This is a genomic window from Paenibacillus sp. SEL1 (assembly GCF_054602535.1).
On record NZ_CM137723.1, the window covers coordinates 178,968 to 197,679 of the forward strand.

13 protein-coding genes and 1 pseudogene are annotated in these 18,712 nt (G+C 43.3%); 5 read left to right on the forward strand and 9 right to left on the reverse strand.

The window, feature by feature from the left end; genetic code table 11:
• Positions 1-224: 224 nt before the first annotated feature.
• On the forward strand, positions 225-2,486 hold the full coding sequence (locus ACYCSE_RS00810) for a helix-turn-helix domain-containing protein (protein WP_459700844.1): 2,262 nt from the start codon (positions 225-227) through the stop codon (positions 2,484-2,486).
• A 126-nt stretch (positions 2,487-2,612) separates the two neighbouring features.
• On the opposite strand, the gene ACYCSE_RS00815 is transcribed toward ACYCSE_RS00810, so the two are convergent.
• The 5 genes from ACYCSE_RS00815 to ACYCSE_RS00835 all read right to left on the reverse strand — a co-directional run bounded on the left by ACYCSE_RS00815 (position 2,613) and on the right by ACYCSE_RS00835 (position 8,312).
• Positions 2,613-4,154 (reverse strand): extracellular solute-binding protein, encoded by a 1,542-nt coding sequence (locus ACYCSE_RS00815; protein ID WP_459700846.1) that lies wholly within the window; start codon positions 4,152-4,154, stop codon positions 2,613-2,615.
• 109 nt (positions 4,155-4,263) lie between these two features.
• Positions 4,264-5,157 carry a carbohydrate ABC transporter permease gene (locus tag ACYCSE_RS00820; RefSeq protein WP_322174682.1) on the reverse strand — a complete coding sequence of 298 codons (894 nt, stop codon included), beginning with the start codon at positions 5,155-5,157 and terminating at the stop codon, positions 4,264-4,266.
• Positions 5,158-5,175: 18 nt separating this feature from the next.
• Positions 5,176-6,171, reverse strand: a complete 996-nt coding sequence (locus ACYCSE_RS00825; RefSeq protein WP_061830390.1) for an ABC transporter permease — start codon at positions 6,169-6,171, stop codon at positions 5,176-5,178.
• Between the two features lie 234 nt (positions 6,172-6,405).
• Positions 6,406-7,182: an NAD-dependent epimerase/dehydratase family protein gene (locus ACYCSE_RS00830; RefSeq protein WP_322174680.1), complete on the reverse strand. Its 777-nt coding sequence runs from the start codon at positions 7,180-7,182 to the stop codon at positions 6,406-6,408.
• Between the two features lie 242 nt (positions 7,183-7,424).
• Entirely contained in the window at positions 7,425-8,312 is an 888-nt protein-coding gene (locus ACYCSE_RS00835; protein ID WP_104497103.1) for a DMT family transporter, read from the reverse strand.
• A gap of 215 nt (positions 8,313-8,527) precedes the next feature.
• On the opposite strand from ACYCSE_RS00835, the gene ACYCSE_RS00840 reads away from it, so the two are divergent.
• Positions 8,528-9,277 carry a YdcF family protein gene (locus ACYCSE_RS00840; RefSeq protein WP_459700850.1) on the forward strand — a complete coding sequence of 250 codons (750 nt, stop codon included), beginning with the start codon at positions 8,528-8,530 and terminating at the stop codon, positions 9,275-9,277.
• 103 nt (positions 9,278-9,380) lie between these two features.
• Here ACYCSE_RS00840 and ACYCSE_RS00845 read toward each other — a convergent pair whose 3' ends face one another.
• A complete protein-coding gene (locus tag ACYCSE_RS00845; RefSeq protein WP_061830393.1) occupies positions 9,381-9,842 on the reverse strand; it encodes a 2-thiouracil desulfurase family protein in 462 nt (153 codons plus the stop codon).
• A 173-nt stretch (positions 9,843-10,015) separates the two neighbouring features.
• A pseudogene (locus ACYCSE_RS00850) lies at positions 10,016-10,162 on the reverse strand (sigma factor); the annotation flags it as partial.
• A gap of 189 nt (positions 10,163-10,351) precedes the next feature.
• Between ACYCSE_RS00850 and ACYCSE_RS00855 the strand changes: the two are divergent.
• Positions 10,352-10,981: a TetR/AcrR family transcriptional regulator gene (locus ACYCSE_RS00855; protein ID WP_061830394.1), complete on the forward strand. Its 630-nt coding sequence runs from the start codon at positions 10,352-10,354 to the stop codon at positions 10,979-10,981.
• A complete protein-coding gene (locus ACYCSE_RS00860; protein WP_446675769.1) occupies positions 10,978-11,952 on the forward strand; it encodes an alpha/beta hydrolase in 975 nt (324 codons plus the stop codon). The genes ACYCSE_RS00855 and ACYCSE_RS00860 overlap by 4 nt, the downstream gene beginning before the upstream one ends.
• 328 nt (positions 11,953-12,280) lie before the next feature.
• Here the strand turns inward: ACYCSE_RS00860 and sigK are convergent, their stop codons facing one another.
• Positions 12,281-12,982: an RNA polymerase sporulation sigma factor SigK gene (gene sigK, locus ACYCSE_RS00865; RefSeq protein ID WP_013311218.1), complete on the reverse strand. Its 702-nt coding sequence runs from the start codon at positions 12,980-12,982 to the stop codon at positions 12,281-12,283.
• Positions 12,983-13,442: 460 nt separating this feature from the next.
• On the opposite strand from sigK, the gene ACYCSE_RS00870 reads away from it, so the two are divergent.
• Positions 13,443-13,952 carry a discoidin domain-containing protein gene (locus ACYCSE_RS00870; RefSeq protein WP_459700854.1) on the forward strand — a complete coding sequence of 170 codons (510 nt, stop codon included), beginning with the start codon at positions 13,443-13,445 and terminating at the stop codon, positions 13,950-13,952.
• A gap of 48 nt (positions 13,953-14,000) precedes the next feature.
• Here ACYCSE_RS00870 and ACYCSE_RS00875 read toward each other — a convergent pair whose 3' ends face one another.
• The gene (locus tag ACYCSE_RS00875) at positions 14,001-18,587 is read right to left on the reverse strand and encodes a fibronectin type III domain-containing protein (RefSeq protein WP_459700856.1); all 4,587 of its coding nucleotides are present in this window, start codon (positions 18,585-18,587) and stop codon (positions 14,001-14,003) included.
• Positions 18,588-18,712: the final 125 nt, after the last annotated feature.

Here is an 18,712-nt window from a genome sequence, read left to right on the forward strand (position 1 = left end):
TGCAGTACCGTCATCTTTCCTTCTTTTATTTGAATACACAAACCCGGCCGGGAACCGACGCAATCCAATGCGTATAAGTGTTCCTGGCCTTTTTACGAAAAAATCATTATTTTTCACAAAGAATCGGTTTGTTCACTGTCCTGTTCACAAGATCACACGTATAATGAATACATAAATAGGGTGTACTTTACAGCTACGTGCACACAGACAGGAGGCCTGTTCATATGAGCAATTTCAAAAAGCATCACAAGCTTCACAGCAAATTGCTGGTCAGCATTACGTTATGTATTACGCTAACGTTGCTGGTATCCACCACTGTGTATTATTTTTACTATATTCGCGTGGAAAAGGAGCAGGCATTCGAGGCCAATCACAACAGCTTGACGTTGAGAAGCAAAGAAGTTATTAACATGACATCTATTGCTCAATCTTTGGCATTTCAAATGTATCGCAGCAGTACCCTGTCCAAGTTGTTGTATTATCCAAAACCTAATGTATATGATGTAACCGCTGCCATGACCGAATTGAACAATTATCTTAACTCCATGCCGTATATCGAATCCATCTACGTGTTTAACCCTAAAAGCGGCACCTTCTACATTGCGTCATCACAAGGTCAAAACGGGTTATTCAGCAAACATGAACTGGCTGATACAGATATCATTCGCGTGCTGGATCATTATCAGGACTATAAACCCTTTACGCCTATTCCACGCACGTATCCGCTGCTGTCGGCCTCAGACTCCGGAACTGGAGTAGAGCAAGCAAGCCCAGATATCGCAGCCTATACGTATTTATGTTATGACGCAATTAACTCGAACGAAGCGATAAATTCGGCTGTGATTGTGAATGTGTCGGCGGCCTGGATGAACAAGGAAATGTCGGCGAATCCAATCTCAGGCGGGACCGCTTATATTTTAGACGATCAGGGCAGACTGTTGTCTGGTACAACATTGACAGACGAAACTTTGAACGAAAAAGAGCAGCTATGGTTGCACACGAGAGTCAAAAAACAAGAAACAGGCTATTTTGTAGAAGACTTTCATGGTAAAAGATCACTCATTTCCTACACCTCCCCGGACGGACTAGGTTGGCAGTATATTAGTGTCACACCATATGAAAGCGTTATCAAAATGGCGAGTGTTATTCGTAATGCGATGTTACTGATAGCCGCCATCATTGCATTGGCAGGATTCGTGGCTTCGTGGCTGCTATCCAAAATGCTGTATACGCCTATTGGCCAAATTGTTGTGCATATGAATTCACTGGAATCGGAAAAACGAAACAGCATGTACACAATCCGGCAAAACATTTTACGGAATGTGATCCGAGGAATCCAAAATCTTCCTGCCGGTGAAGAATCGGAACGATTACGCGAGCTTGGGATTACGTTCCAGTTCGACAAAGACTACCGCCTTGTGCTGCTGCGCATAGATGAATATACCCGATGGCAAAGCGAACGTGGACCTGATCTGCTACCCTATAAGTTTGCAATCATGAACATTGCTTCTGAAATATGCGGACAAACGTACCGGGTGGAGACCGTTGATATGGATGAGGACAGTGTACTGCTGATGCTTAACATTCTCGATCCCGCAGAGCATACAGACACTGTACTGCTAGAAACCTTATTACGCCAAATACGTGAAGCTTGCTTTGAATATTTGAAGCTGAGCGTTTCACTGACTTACAGTGCCATCACGAGTCAACCAGAACGGCTGCATTTGCTGTACCGCCAGGTACAAGACGCATCTATGCACCGATTTTTTCAGGGGCATGGCTGCATTATTAATGCGCAAAACACTACAGACAAGGATATCCAAAATACTTACGTATATCCAGCCGATAAAGAGAAAAAAATGCTGGATACACTACTGTCTGGTCATACGGAGGATGCACACAGTATGTTCAAAGAATTGTTGATGCATATGGAAAAATATCCATTTTCCTCCGTTCAAGTGGCAATATCTCGACTCATCATGAGTGTGAATAATGCTGTTCGGCATATCAGTGAGCTCAATGGATTTGCTATAGAAACTAAACCTGAATTACCATCCGCAGATCGGTTAGAGACCGCTGAGAATCTTATTGATCATTATCAATTGGTCTTTGATCATATTCGCTCCAGTCTATCGGAAAAACGAAACACGAAGCAGGAACGATTGGTGCGGCAAATTAATGAACGAATAGAGCAAACCTATACGGATCCCAATTTTTGTCTCAATCAGCTTGCGGAAGAGCTGGATATGTCGCCGATCTATGTCAGCAGGCTATATAAGCAGCAGACCATGTCTACCATCGTGGACGTCATCCAACAACTCCGTATTCGCAAGGCCTGTGAACTGCTGGAACAGACCGACTGGTCTGTGGCTGACGTAGCAGAACAAACCGGATTTGCGAGTAGCTCTTATTTCCATCGCATGTTCAAGCGTAGCTTGGGCGTAACACCGACAGATTTTCGTCGTTCTAAAGCAAATGCGCAATAAGTAGACTGCTCTACACGACCGCTCTGATAACGGAACATTGCTCCCAAAAACATAAACTGATATTAAAAAAGCAAGCCTCCAACTTTCTGGAGACTTGCTTTATTCTTTATCATAATTCTTTATGTTTTATTTAATCCCCTTCTCCTTTACGTAGGCTTCCCATTGTTTTGTATATTCGGTTTGGATTTTCTCCAAACCAGCTTGATTTGCCTTTTGCAAGAAGGTCTGCAAGCCTTGATCTACATTGTCGATCAGTCCAGCTTGGAGCGGATACAGATATTGCTTCTCAACCTGTTCTAGAGCTGCTTTTTCTGCTTGGTAGGTCGTGTAGTCCTCTGCAAAGCCGGTAAACAGGTCAGGCTTCTGGATTTTATCCAGCTCAGCAAAAATCTTTTTCACACGGTCAAAGCCTGAATCAAACAGCATATATTCCGGGTTACGCCAAGCCCAACTGTTCATACCTTCGCGTGAAAATCCATTAGAACTGCCGCTACCAATCATATGATAGTAACCATCTTTGACTTCGTAATTTTTGCCTTCAATACCATATTGCGTGAGCAAGTTATAGCGTTTGTCCGTCACAAGCTTTTCATAAAAAGCTAATGCGCGCGCCGGATTTGGGCTGCTTTTTGGAATTGCAAAGCCGTTGTGAATCGGATGCACTGGAGTTGCATAACCTGTCGTCAAAGGGAATGGGTAATACTCGAGCTTCCAGTCCGGGTGAGATGCTTTGAGCTTAATGACCATATCATTAAACCGGGTTGGATTGTCACCGAAAATACTCGCCGCTTTACCAGAAGTCACTTGATCCTGAAGCGTATCTTTTACGTTTAATACATTTTTGGGAATGAATCCTTTATCGGCCCAGCGTTTGTAAGTGTTCAGCTCTTCCTTTTGTTCATCCGAGCCCCAATATTTATAAACCTCTGTTGGTTTTTCATATTTAATACCAATACCATAAGGCAAGGCACCTACACTCTTCGTTACTAATTCGGTATATCGGTCATGCAGATTTCCCTTGATATCGCTGTTCAGAGATACGGTTTTCATATTTGGCTCATGCTGACGTATCCCATCCATATAAACCTCGTAACTTTTGATATCTGTCGGTTTAGGCAAATTGTACTTCTCTCGTAAATCCTCACGCCATACAAAACCGTTAGTGACATACTCTTTATACGTGCCAGGCACGGTATAAATTTTGCCTCCGATTTTAACTCCATCCCACATGTCCTGAGGTACAAATTTTTGCAAGGCAGGTGCAGCCTTAGGCAGCAGATCGTCTAGCGGCAGGAATGCGCCCTTCTTGGCATAGGCCTGATACTGCGTCCAATCTGCAGTGAATATCAGGTCGATAGGCTGACCCGAAGACAATAACAGCTTATATTTTTGATCCCAGTCTGTCCACGTCGTATAGTTAAATTTGACGGTGGCATTCAGATCCTTTTCCGCCAATTTATTAATCTCCGCCTCAATGGTAGACAGATCCTTAGGAGCATCCCCCAGCATATAAAATTGCAGCTGAACTTTTTGGGATTTATCATCCTCTCCATTTGCTTTTTGTGCGCTGTTTCCGCTACCGCCTCCACATCCGGCTAATAGCGCCATGATGACCATTACTGCAATCAGGATGGACATGCGTTGTTTTCTTTTCTTTGTGAATGTCATGTGAATCCTCCCTTTGAAATGGTAGTCTGTTTATTAAAACGCTTACAAAAAGTGCTGCTTTGATGGCATACCGTCAGCACGTTATGCCATCAAAGCCCTTTAGTGCCGCTTAGCCTTTTACCGCGCCTATGGTCAGCCCCTTAACAAAGTAACGCTGAATGAACGGGTACAGCAGCAAAATGGGTCCAGTAACCACGATCGCCATTGCCATTTTGGTCGATTCTGTCGGCATATCATTGGAAAGAGACACACCAGTACCTGCACCCATTTGAGCGATAAATTGCATGGAGTTAATTACATTATACAGATAATATTGCAACTGGTATTTATGCGGATCGTTAATAAAGAGTGAGGATGAGAACCAGTCATTCCAGTAAGCCAAGGCCAGAAACAGCCCCACAGTGGCAATCCCCGGTGTAGATAAAGGCAGCACAATTCGATAGTAAATTTTAAAATCACCCGCACCGTCAATTTTAGCGGACTCGAACAGTTCTTCCGGCATGGAAGAACGAATGAAGTTTTTCATCAAAATGATCAGAAACGGAGTCATCAATCCCGGGAAAATAAGCACTGTATACGTATCAAGCAATCCTAAATACTTCGTCAGCATAATGTACCAAGGTACCAACCCGCCTCCGAACAGCGTCGTAAAGTAAATATAGAATGAAAACGCATTGCGGTATTTAAAATCTTTGCGTGCCAGCACATATCCTGCCATCGTCATCAGGAACAGGCCCAACGTCGTGCCTACAACCGTGGTAAAAATTGTCACTCCGTACGCCCTTAACACCTCTTCAGGAAAGGTGAACACCGTCCGGTAACCTTCCAGTGAGAATTGCTGTGGTATAAAATGATATCCATCCCTGATAATCGATTCATTACTGGTCAGTGAAGCCGAAATAATAAGTAGGAACGGGAGTAAACAAGCAATGGAAGCAATAATGATAATCACATAAGAGATGCTTTTAAAAATTCGAGTGTATACATCCTCTTTGATCGCCATCCGTTTGGGTCCTCCTTTCTAGAATAAGGCATATTCGTCGTTCAACTTGCGGATGATGTAGTTCACGGTCATGATCAGTACAAAACCGAACAAGGATTGGTACACGCCTGCTGCCGAAGCCATACCCACATCAAAAGTCACTTTCAAGGAACGGTACACATAAGTGTCCAAAATATCCGTCGTATTGTACAGCACCCCATTGTTGCCGATTAATTGATAGAAAAGATCAAATTGTCCTTTCATAATACTACCAAGCGCAAACAACAGCAGCACAACGAATGTCGATTTAAGCATCGGAACGGTAATGTACCAGATTCGTTGAAAAATGTTGGCTCCATCCATTTTAGCTGCCTCATAATATTCGTCACTGATCCCTGTAATTGCTGCCAGATAGATCACCATACTGTAGCCGAGATTTTTCCATAAATAGAACAGGATAATCAGGAAAATCCATACCCACGGTTTGTTGTATACATCCACGCGTTCACCACCAAATTGCAGCAACAGCGTATTCAGAAAACCATTATCATAATTAAATATGTTATACACGATGACACTTAGAATAACGAAAGAAACAAAATAAGGCAGGAACATCACGGATTGAGCGATCTTTTTAAAGTAGCGGCCTCGCAGCTCATTCAGCAAAATAGCGAGAACAATCGCTAACACGTTGCCGAGTAAAATAAACGCTGCGTTGTATCCGACCGTATTCAATGTCAGTTTTGTCAGCGTGCCGGATTGCCATAGAAAGCGAAAATTTTGGAGTCCGACGAACTTGGCATCAAACAGGCTGGTATTGAAGTCGAACTGGGTAAATGCATAATAAATACCCACCATAGGAATGTAGGAATTAATGAAGAAAAAAATTAAAGTGGGCAACAACATCAAAAATAATACCCGATTGCGGAACAGTTCATAGAAAAAACCGTGTTTTCTACCCGTTCCCAGCCTCTTACCGTTCAGGCGGGAATCCGTTGCAAGCATTGCAGAATTTTTGGGCATAGGCTGATTCAATGTGAGTCACTCCCCCTCTGTATACGTTGCCGACAGCAAGGTTTGTAGCACCGCCGCCGTATAACTATATTTTATGTAAGCGCATTCAAAATGAAAAGTGAAGCCTCTTATGCTTCATGAACAAAGGAGTGTCCGGAGGAGTGAACAATTCGGATATTTGTGAAGTTTTATGTAATATGAGGCGCCTGATCGACGCCTTGAGCCCAATCACAAAGCATATTTGAACGATCTACTCTATTCCTTTTGTCCACCCTGAAAAGTGGTTTCATCCTGTTTCACCCGAAATCCGATTTTCTTGGCCTGCTCCAGCAGCTCAGCGGCATTATCCTGCGGCTTATATCCGATTAGTTCTTCCAAGTAGCCAATGTCATAATAATTATCCGTATTGGCTGACGTACCGTACAAATTAAGATAACTCATCTCCGGACGAGCTTCGATACAGCAGACGGTCAGACGGATCATATCGCGCTCGGAAATCCAAATATGAGCGGCGCGCTCCGAATGGGGCCGATCATCCCCAGGAAAATTTCCGATACGGATATTCATTGAAGATAATTTGCCCTGATCGGCATACAGCCGTCCCAACAGTTCAATGTAGCACTTACTCAATCCATAAAAACTGTCTGGTCGGTAGGGATCTTCTACATCTATACTTTCGCCTACTTTATAAAACCCTGTGGCATGATTGGAACTGGCAAAAACAATGCGTTTTACCCCATTTTTGACCGCAGCTTCATACAGCTTATAGGCTCCGCTTACATTGCCAGACAGCACTTTGCCGAGAAAATCCCCTTCATCCTTGATCCATGCAAAATGCAGTACCGTATCCACTCCATGCGTCAGCTCATCCAGTCGTGCAGCATCATGTATATCCATTTCCACAATCCCTGCCTCTTCATCCCTCTTCACATCAGCAGCGGTTATTTCATATTTACCTTCCGCTTGTAGCCCTTCATACAATACTTTCCCAATTGTACCTGCCGCACCTGTAATCAATAATTTTCGTGCCATCGTCCGCATCTCCCTTCTTTGCTTGGTTGTATGCTGTCATCCATATCATAATTTTAACCAACTCCCCAGGGAGGAAACCCCTTAAACTCTCGAATTCGGTATGTCATAACCCACTTAACTGTATCACTTGTCGACATATAAAAAGGGACTCTGCTATTGTGCAGGAGCCCCTTGTTGTTACTTTGTTTCAAATTCTATGTTTCAAGTTCTATCTTTCAATTTCTTTGTTTCAACTACTAGGCTCAAGCTTGTCGTACTACTCTCGCTCTGCGATTAACCAAATAAATGCTAAGCCCGATTAAGATCAACCCGATAAGCAGGAAAGCCGTAATCGCTTCGCCCAGCACCAACGAGCTGACAAATACTGAAATCACAGGCACCAAAAACGTATAGGAAGCGACCTTACTGGCATCCCCCGAATTGACCAGCGTGAAATACAGCAGCCAAGATAGTGAAATTCCCAGCACCGTGCCGAATATCAGCCCTGACACATACGGGACGTTCCATACGATATCCGACCAGCTTTCCGTCACCGTTCCAGCTCCCGTCAGCACGATGCCTCCCAGTGTACATTGAAATGCAACCAGCCACAGCGAATCCACACGCTGGTTTACCTTTTTCACATATACCGTTCCCAATGCCCAGCTCACGGCAGTAATAATGGCGATGATTACACCTGCCACAGCCACATGCCCTGAAAATCCGCCCACACTGACAGCTGCAACGCCCAAAAATCCGATGATCAATCCAATCACCTTGAGTCTGGACATCGCTTCTCCCAGCCACATCCATGCAAAAATACCGACCAGCACAGGCTGGAGATATACCAGCACAGAAAACAAGCCGGAGGGGACGTACATCAGTCCCACTGTTTGCAGACCATAAAACAGTACCACGTTAAAAATACCTGAAATAGCATACACCCGCCAATTTTCTTTCCAACGAATGCGATTCCATCTCGGTACTAAAATTGCTCCTAATAACAGACCGCCCAGCAGTGTACGTAGCCCTGCAAACAACAATGGAGGTGTGAATTCCAATGCCACTTTATAAATGGGCCAAGAAATGCCCCACAATACAACCAGTAGCGCGATCATCATCATCCGCTTGGCTGTCGTTAACTCTCCCATGACGCTATCGCTCCTCTATGAAAAAAATCACTAGACTTTATATACTACGCCTGCAGAACAACTTTATCAAACAAAAAATATGTATTGGAAAGCTCCACCTTTCATGCCCGCTTGTTCATCGAGGTATGTCTTCGGACAGAGGAATCCAGTCATTTGCCTATGTTACAATATACCAAAAAGACTTATAAATTATAAGGATAGGAGGTTATCTGCACTTGATTTATATCATCAAATTTTTGTACAGCTTTGTGCTCCCTCCCGGTTTGTTCATCCTCGTGATGGCAGGGCTCGTGATCTGGCTATGGAAAAGGGTACGTATACCTGCGGTCGTACTGCTTCTTGTCACATTGCTGCTGTATGTTTCCTCGACCAATCTGGCTGGAGATTTGTTAATCAGTAGCCTGGAAAAACAGTACCCACAACCCCGTACCGTTCAAGGCGATGTCATTGTCGTACTTGGGGGCGGAGCCACACAGGGAACCCCCGACATCAATGGACAAGGCAATCTGCTAGGATCTGCGGCCAATCGACTGCTCACTGCGGCCAGATTGCACGAAGCAACAGGCTTACCCATTCTTTTCTCCGGCGGGCAAGTGTTTGGAGACAGTGGAAATGAAGCGAATATTGCGCAAAGGCAGCTGCTAGGACTCGGTATTCCGGCAAAGGATATCCTGATCGAAAACCGTTCTTTGAACACACAGCAAAATGCCGTATATACATCGCAAATTTTGGGAAAACATCAACTCACTAGACCTGTTCTGGTGACCTCCGCTTTCCATATGCCACGTGCTGCACTGGAATTTCAGCGTGCAGGCATGCAGGTCATAGCTTATCCTACCGACTATCTAGCAAGTGAAAAGCTGTCACTGTATGCTGGCAAGCTCTCGCCGTCTGCTGGGGCCATGTCTACAACCGGAACAGCCCTCAAGGAATACCTAGGAATTCTTGCATTAAAGCTTAAATAATGTGATGTCTAATCGTATAGCGGCACATAGCACAAACAAGCGTCTTGCGCTCGCAGGTATAAGCCTGTAAGCTAGCAAGGCGCTTGATCTACCCTTACATATTCTAATCCAAGAAAATATCTGATATTTGTTCTTCCGATATGACCTTAAAGCCTTCCTTTTTTAACAAAGCCGAGGTTACCCCGTTACCTGCTATTTTACGATTTTCGAATGACCCATTATATATTGCTGCTGATCCGCAGGACGGGCTGTTTTCTTTTAAAACAACAAGTGTTGCGTTAACCTCTCTGGCTATATTCAAGGCTTCATATGCACCTCTAATGTACATATCGCTAACATCGTTGCCTGAGAACTCGACCACCTTGGCTGTGCCGTTCAGCACATCCTCGCCTGTCCCTCCAACAATCTCAGCAGGCTCTCTCGGAGTCACAAAGCCCCCCAAAAGCTCAGGACAGATCGTCACAGCTTTCTTTTCCTCTACCAACTTCTGAATATGTACATCCAGGCTATCCGTCCCGTTATATCGTACCTTCATGCCCGCTAAACACGAACTTACCAGAATCATTAGTTCCACCTCATATCCATTGCGTTCACTATTAAGTAGTTAAAGTATAAACAAATTTTCTAGCAGAGTCATCGTACGAAAATTTTGACTCACCACTACGTCCGCATTCCGTAAGGATATTCTTCCAGCTGATGACATAATCGTAATCATGATCGCGCTTTTCAATTCGTGACTTCCTTATCAGTCCCTATAGGATCGCGGAGAGATACGTCTTTGCGTGTTTTTTTCAGGGAACGTAAATGCATCAGGATCTCATTTTCTATACAACGGGCTGCAAATGTTGCCAGCTTGGTGCCTTTCCCGGTCCGAAAGCTTTCAATGTATTCATCCAAAATAACCTGATAAAAACAAGCCGGAGGCGTATATTGGTTTTTTATTTGTTAAGGTTCATCCTGCTCGTAAGTAAGATAAATTCACTCTTGCTATAAGTCATAATTTAAGATATATTATTAATTAAATAATCAATCATTTAATTAATAATAGTTTAGTTTAAAGAGAGGGGAATACATTTGGCAAGACCCATCAATGAAGAAAAAAGACTGGAGCGGCGTAAACGTATCCTAGAAGAAGCTGTTGTCCTGTTCGCAGAAAGTGGATATTCTAATACCACAACGGCTATCATTGCGCAGAGTGTGGGAGTGACTCCTGGAACCATTTTTCAATATTTCCCCAGCAAAGAAGCTTTATACTACGCCGCTGTCCTTGAGCCGCTTGCTGATATTCAGGTGAAATCGCTTGCTTGTCTACAACAAGAGGGGACGCCGGGCGTATTGATTAAGAACATGGTGGCAGAACAATTCAACCATATCTACTTCTATATAAATGAATTGCGGCTTGTTCAATCTGTCTTAGGACAACGAATAAGATTCCCTGAACTTACACAGAAGGTCCTTGAAAGTATAAAGGTAATGACAGATGCGATCGAATGCGTCTATGCCAAGGGACAGTTAATGGGAGAATTCAACAAAAGCTTTTCTCCAGCAATGATCTCTCGTGCCTATATCTCTTTCTTAAATGGAGTGGGCTTAACTCTTGGAGAAAGTATTATTCATCATCCCGAGTGGGAAAATCTGAAGGGGCATGCCTTTTATTTGTTCGCCCCCATACAACCTAAAGAAAAACTGGAGGAGTCTGAATGAGTCAGGCATCATTACAACCCGAGCTGACATTTAACGTTCGTGTGAAAAAACGAAAGAAAATTTTATGGAGCCTAGGGATCGTGCTTTTGCTTGTGATGGCTCTTGTATTTTTTATATCTTATAAAGTAGTAGACACCTTGTTGCACCATCCTAGAGATACTAATGTCAGCTACGGATTGAATATCGTTAAAACTCCCTACGAAGAGGTCGAGTTCAAGAGTTTGAAAAATCATAATACGATCAGAGGTTCCTTCTTTCCTGCAAGTCGTCTTTCTGGTAAAGCAAGTAATAAGACAATTATTGTCGTCCATGGATATACGAGCAATCGTTTAGTCAAAGGGCGGACCCAAAAGTTAGTAGAGCATTTCGTTCCGAAAGGCTACAATGTATTGGCATTTGACCTCAGCTCACAAGGTAAATCCGATGGTGATTTGATTACACTAGGCTTCAATGAAAAATACGATTTGCTAGGAGCTGTAAGCTATTTAAAATCCAGAGACCATACGGGTGATAAGATTGGAGTTATCGGCTTTTCAATGGGTGCTGCTACTTCTTTGCTAGCCGCAAGTGAAAGTGATGACATCAAAGCCGTAATTGCGGATAGTCCTTTTCGTAATGCCGGTCTATTTCTGAGAGAGGGTTTGCCCTTCTTTTCAGGTTTACCTGCGTTTCCATTCAGTTATACATCGACATGGATGACAAATTGGGCCTTTAAGGTTGATCTTGATTCCATATCTCCTATGGATGCGGTAAAAAAGATGCAAGACAAGCCAGTTATGCTCATTCATGGTACTGGAGATCAGCAAATTAGTTATAAAAATACAGAAATTATTTACGAGTCCTTAAAAGATAACCCAAAAGCAGAAGTATGGTACCCGCAAAATACGGAGCACATCGATGCCATCAACCATTACCCCACTGAGTATTTCAAAAGAGTAGATCGCTTTTTGGATGAGTATGTAGGAAAATAAATTCAATCCAAGAGAGCCAACTAGCGAAGGAGCTTGTCCTGACAAAGTATAAACACCCAATAATATCAAGCATTTTTTAGCCTGTAGTGTAGAAAACCACTACAGGCTTTTATTTGCGTTTTAAATAAAAACACATAGCAAAATAGTTATTATTTAAGCGAAAAGGAGCAGTTGTTTTTATAAAATAGCCTTAGATAAGAATATTGGATGGGTAGAGGGGGATGCAATTTAAACACGCCTCTGAAAAGAAGCAAGTAATCGAATTATGAAAAAGACCTAAAAAGGCCCTGTTAAGGGCCTCAAGCGGCTTCATATATCTCCTTATCCATTACCCCTTCTGCTTGTAAAACTCATGGTACAACTTCATCAGCGCGCGCTTTTCGATTCGTGACACGTACGAGCGCGAAATTCCCAGTTCTCGTGCAATTTCCCGCTGTGTTCGTTCTTCTCCTCCGGCTTCCAGGCCGAAGCGGCCGATCACCACTTCTTTTTCACGCTCATCTAAAATATCCAGGTTGCGATAGATTTTACTTTTCTCAATTTTGAGCTGTACTTTATCTACAATATCATCCGCCTCGGTGCCGAGGATATCAATCAAAGTAATCTCGTTGCCTTCCTTATCAGTCCCTATAGGATCGTGGAGAGATACGTCTTTGCGTGTTTTTTTTAGGGATCGTAAATGCATAAGAATTTCATTTTCTATACAACGGGCTGCAAATGTTGCCAGCTTGGTGCCTTTCCCAGTCTGAAAGCTTTCAATGGCCTTGATCAGTCCGATGGTACCGATGGATATAAGATCCTCCAAATCTTCGCCGGTGTTATCGAATTTTTTCACAATATGGGCCACCAGCCGTAGGTTATGTTCAATGAGTGTGTTACGGGAGTGTGCGTTGCCTTCGGCAAACAGCTTTAGGTGTCGAGCTTCCTCTTTCTCAGTCAATGGCTGCGGAAAGGCGTTGTTTTTCACGTAGGAAACGAGCAGCGTCAATTCCTTGATGAACAGAGCGATAGCGCTAAATAGTCCGGGCACGGATGACACCTCCTGAGGTAGTTGCGAACTTACCGGCCTTTGTTACTTACCGGGCTTGCGGTCTGTTTATTGTATGTAGGCAGGTGCCCATCCGTGCCTGTACTCCGAAAACTGCTCCGTAACAATTTGCCAGATACCTTCTGGAGCAACCTCCGATACTTAATTCGAAACGTAGAGATCTCTTCGACACAAATCAACGCACTCCATATAGACATCTCCCAAATAATAAGTGTATATTTCCATATTCTATCCATTTCTATTCTCGCACCTCAATTAGTTATTTATATTCTAAACATGCAACTCCCCGCCCGCAAATGAGCTTGCTATTATGATGTTGGACCGCTTAAACACTAGTATGCATTCTATCATCAAGGAATATATTCATAGAGAGTTCCATATAAATGATATAAATCAACCTTTTCACCACATTCAAAAATTAAACTTAAGGAGGAATTTCAACATGGCAAAATTCAGTCAAAATCCAGATAACTATACTTTTTCCGTAGATCCTGTTGTTATAGCAGAGGAAAATGTTTCAACCAACGGAGATTCCAAAAATAATTTTCCGAAAAATGTTTTAGTCGATAATAATCTCTATTGGGAGAGCAGTTTAAGCGGTAAAGGTGGAGAAATCATCTTCAAATTAGATACAGGTAAGACGATCAATGATATTCTTTTAGCTCAGCCATCTTCTCGAGCTTTTATACTTTCATTTTCTTTTCACGGCTCTAATGACGGAGAAAATTGGTTTAGGTTAGGTGAAGTCGAAACTTTGCCAACCACTGCAAAAACAACTTATCAATTTAGTAATGAGATTCCTTTTTCATATTATAAAATAACTGTACTTTCATCCGGCTTGAGTAGTACAACCTCCTATTATGGTATACGATATATTCAGCTAAGAACCGCACTCATTAATGGCGTTCCTGCCTACAGAGCATCCAACATAAACCCCGCTATTGCAGAATAAGTTACTACACACACAAAAGGGGCTGGCCAACGCCGCCCCTTTTTCATTCTATTTCATTTGTAGCATGTTATAAATCATCTCAGCCGCTTCCGCCCGTGTGACCTCTTGTTTGGCACGGAAGCTACCATCTGGATATCCTTGTACTAAATTAATCTCGGTTAGTCCAAGTACATCCTTTCTGGCCCACTCTACAATTTGAGAGGAATCCGAGTATGCACTGCTTTCTTGCTGTGGAGTAGCTTTGATAATGTTATTCACCATTTTAGCCGCTTGCTCACGGTTAATGACCCGATCTGGGCCAAATTCTCTACTACTAAACCCGCGAGCGACCTGATCTTTAATCGCCGTTTTGAGCAGATCAACGTACCACGCCGATGGACTGATATCCTCGAAGCCTAAAGTCACATCCGTTTCGAGCGGTAATTTCAAGGAACGGACCAGCATAGAAGTGAACTCCATACGCGTCACAGGTCTGTTCGGCTCAAATAGCATGTGAGTTGTTCCCTTTACTACACCCAAATCGGCAAGCACATTTATTTTTTCTTTATTAAATACCCGTTCAATGTCGCTAAAATGATTTGGCTTCTTCTCAACGGTTGAATCTTGAATGTGCTCTGTTTCTATCGGTTCCTTTATAACAGGCTGAATCGGTTTTACACTCTCCGCCCCTCCTGCTCCGCCACCTACGTCCACAGTATTAGCCGTTGTTTTTCCATACGCTTGTTTTGCCTCTGTGCGTTTTCCTTGACTATTTTCTGCCCAAAGTTGAACTGTATACAACTGCTTCTCTTTAAGTTGTCTCCAGATATAGCTTCGATCCTTACCACGATATAGCTCGGTTCCTCCTTCACTGGTGAGGACGAAAATATCATTCTCATGGTCTGACTCCCAATGGATGATAAATTCACTATTCGTTGTTTCTGTCTTCGAAAACGCAAATGCTGGAGACGGCAGCGTCTCGACCTGACCTTCTGTCTGCTTACCTTCACCACTTGTGTTCACTGGCTTGATGGTAATACGATACACTGTAGAACTGTCCAATCCATCTACTTTAAATTCATGGGTGGTCGTATGACCGATAAGCACCTCGTTTTGGTAGACATTGTAGGCATCTGCACCCGGAGCTTCTTTCCACGTAACAACCAAATCGGTATCTGTTACTTCTTTCACAGTCAATCTATTGTCTGGTATTTGACCTGGCAAAGCGCGATGCGTAAAGGGAGTTATATTACCTACCCCCGTTGTATTCACGGCCTGTATACCAAACGAGTAAATCATACCAGGCTGGATATCTGAAAGCTTAAAATGAGTATCTCTGGTGTTAAAAACTTCCCCCGTATCTTTACGGGTTACAGTATATTGATAAGCGCTCTTGATTTCATCCCAGCTCAGCAAAATCTGGCCATCCTCAAGTTCTGTAACATTAACATTTTGTGCTTGAGGAGGAAGTGTCAGCAGCTTACCCAACGCTGGCTGGCTGAAACCACTACTGTTCCCACTGCTCACTTGAAAATCATAGTTTCTCCCACCTGTTAAACCAGATACAACCACACGTGGTTCCGTACTATAATAATCTTGACCGTTGATCGTTACCTTATATTGAGTTGCCCCATCAACCGGGGCCCATATCAATGTGGCATCGTGCTCGTGAACACCTTCAGTTGCAAGTTGCTCAGCCGAAACAGGTATTGTTAATGCGTTGATAGATGTATCTTTACCTGTACCACTTCGATTGTAGGCTCGTATTTTAATATTGGCAGATCTACCCGCAGGCAAGCCCTCAAAAGTATAAGAATGGATACCACGCGCAACCCGCACCTTCGGTTCATCGTTAACATTCAAGATGTATCCTTCAGCCCCCTGCACATCCTGCCACGCAACACCGATAGCATACACATCCTTCGTCACACTCAATATTGTAGTTACTCGATCAGGTAAAGTGATGACTCCTAGATGGGCATAGTCTCCGAATCCTGTTGCATTTTCAGCGGAAACGTTATAACCATACTCTGTTCCTGCCTGAAGATCAGTATCGGTAAATTCTGTATACACATCGTTATAAACCGAGACTTCGTCACGTTCTAGGGCGTAATAGGTGGCAGTGATTACAGAATTCCACTTCAAATCGATTCCATCTTCTCTTACAGTTACATTCCGGAATCCGTTCGGGCTGTCTGGTAGGCTTAGAAAAGATACATGCTTTGCTGTACCCTCTCCAGTGTCATTAATAGCTGATACAGAAACATCGTAATATTGACCAGGCTTCATTCCCGTAATTGGATTATACACATCCTGTGTAACGGTATTCCTAAATATGATTTCTCCCGTACTTACGTCCGCTGCTGTAATGTTATATTTGTTAGCTGAGAAAACTGGCGTAAAATCAGCCATGATTTCTGTAGAATGACGAGAGACAGGTTGTAACTGGATATGATCAGGAGCATCAGGTAACGTTAATACATGGACTCGATTGGAATATGCATTGCCTCCTACATGGTTACTGGAACGCACTTCATATTCGTATTGCCGTCCTCCTTGTAGCCCCCTAACTGTAAAAGAATTTGTTGGATGCGTAACATCCCAAACCTCATTAGTTGTTAGATTTCGGACTGTATAAACGTACCCATCATCAAGACCAGACGGGAGAGTCCACTGCAAATCAGCTTCTGTATTTCGTATGGATGTCGCAGAGAGCACAACCGACTGGGGCTGCTTTTGAATACGAAGTGCACTGCTGACCGTTTCATAAATGTTACCCACCCTGTCTTTGACCTTGGCATGAACATACCATTCACCTTCATCTGAAAGATCCATCTGGATTGTTGTATCGGCTGCAGCATCCCAGTTTTCGGGTGAATCAGGGCTGTTCGTGATTTTATACTGCATTGTGGATAACTCAAACCCCGAATGCTGATCGGCATATCGTATCCTCACATGAATAGGGGTATCTTTCCATTCACGCGAATCCGGCGTCAGTTGGATCGTCGGTGGTTCCAAATCAATATAAGACATTGCGGACACCGGATCGCTTCGATTTCCAGCTGCATCCACAGCTTGTGCAGTCACTTGTATGATCCCTGAACCCTTTAATATTCCTGATGAATCAGACACAAAAGCGCCAGAATCCAATTGATATTCATAATGTACTGCTGTAGTATCCGTCGCACCCGATAGAGCAAACTCCACTGGCTTATTGGTATATCGAGTAGGTGTCGTCACCTCGGAAAACGTAACTTTTGGAGGCGTTGGCTTGGTTCGATCAATCATAACCGATTGAGTCACGATTGGACTAGACACGTCGAGATTATTGATCGTCCGTGCTGCTAATTCGTAAGTCCCTTCTGCGTTTAATGTAAAAGTGCCATTGTATGTCCGCCACTCCCCTAATGGACCCAAGCGATACTGTGTCATCTTAATTCCATTTGTAGAATCACTTCCTGAATCAATGGTAACATTTACATCACGGTTCGTTGGACCTGTTTCACTAGCCCGGATGACAGGAGCAGTCGGTCCCTTTTTATCAATCGTGATTTCTTTGCTAACCTCTTGGCTCACATTACCGACGCTGTCAATGGAGCGTGCATAAACCGTGCTTTTGCCATCTTTATTCACATGAAACACTCCAACATAGTCCTGCCAATCTTGATTCACAACGCCTGTCAAACGAAATTGAGTATGGGCTAGTCCAGAATAATCGTCTGTTCCCGGCTGTAATGAAATGGCGTAGTCATTACTATTTCCCGTTGCGCTTAGGGTGGGTGGAGTTGGAGGCATCTTGTCTATTCGGACATTCCCAGAAGAAAGACCACTATACTGATTATTTACGTCCACTGTCCGGGCATAAATTGTATTTACACCATGGTCATAGACAGTGAAAGGCCCGGTGTATTGCTGAAATGCTCCTCCATTCAGGCTATATTCATAGTATTTTAGTCCTTCAGGAGCCACGTCCCCATTTATCCACACGGTTACAGGTTCTTTGGTCCATCCTGTGATCGCTTGTCCCTCTGTACCTGCATGGATCTGAGGTGGTTTAGGCATTAGGTCTGATTTGGGAATAACACGGATTCCAAACTTGGATATTTCAGCACTTGTCTGTTGGCTATCTCCCACCGCTCTGAAATATCGAACATCTCTTAATGTAATAGAGTCGGTGATATCTAACCATTTTCCCTGATAATATCTATCCGCATAGAATTTCGTTACATTAGTCCATGTATATAAGTTCGTTCCATTAGGCCTCCAACTGTCGCCTGCTGCGTTATTAGATGCATATATATCAGTATGATAAGACCCTTCAATGTAAACAAAAATCCTGTAATCCGAAGTCTTAATGGATCTTCCAATATCAATAAAACGATTTGTCGGCTGCGTAGTACCATCACATTTATACCTGGCCGAACCCATGCCAGTATATACTTCCGTTGCCCCTATCCCATTTCCTGACCAAGAACCCCAACTATCGCCTCCACCCGGCAAATTGTTTTGGCAAAAAGGGCCTCCCATGATCTCCTGAGCAGCAGCTGATACCCTTTCCGGAAATATGGGAATCATCGTTAATAGTAGGAATACAGCCAAAAATCCATACACCCACTTCCTATACTTCCTTACCTTTCGCTTATTTTTTCGATACATACACTTCTCCTTACTTTATTTTATTTTCAAAGAGTTTTACAAACTCGCTTCGGGTAAAATAGAAAAAGCACCTCAAACGAAGGCATTAATGCCTAGGTTTGAGGTGCTTCCTCTATATCACGAGT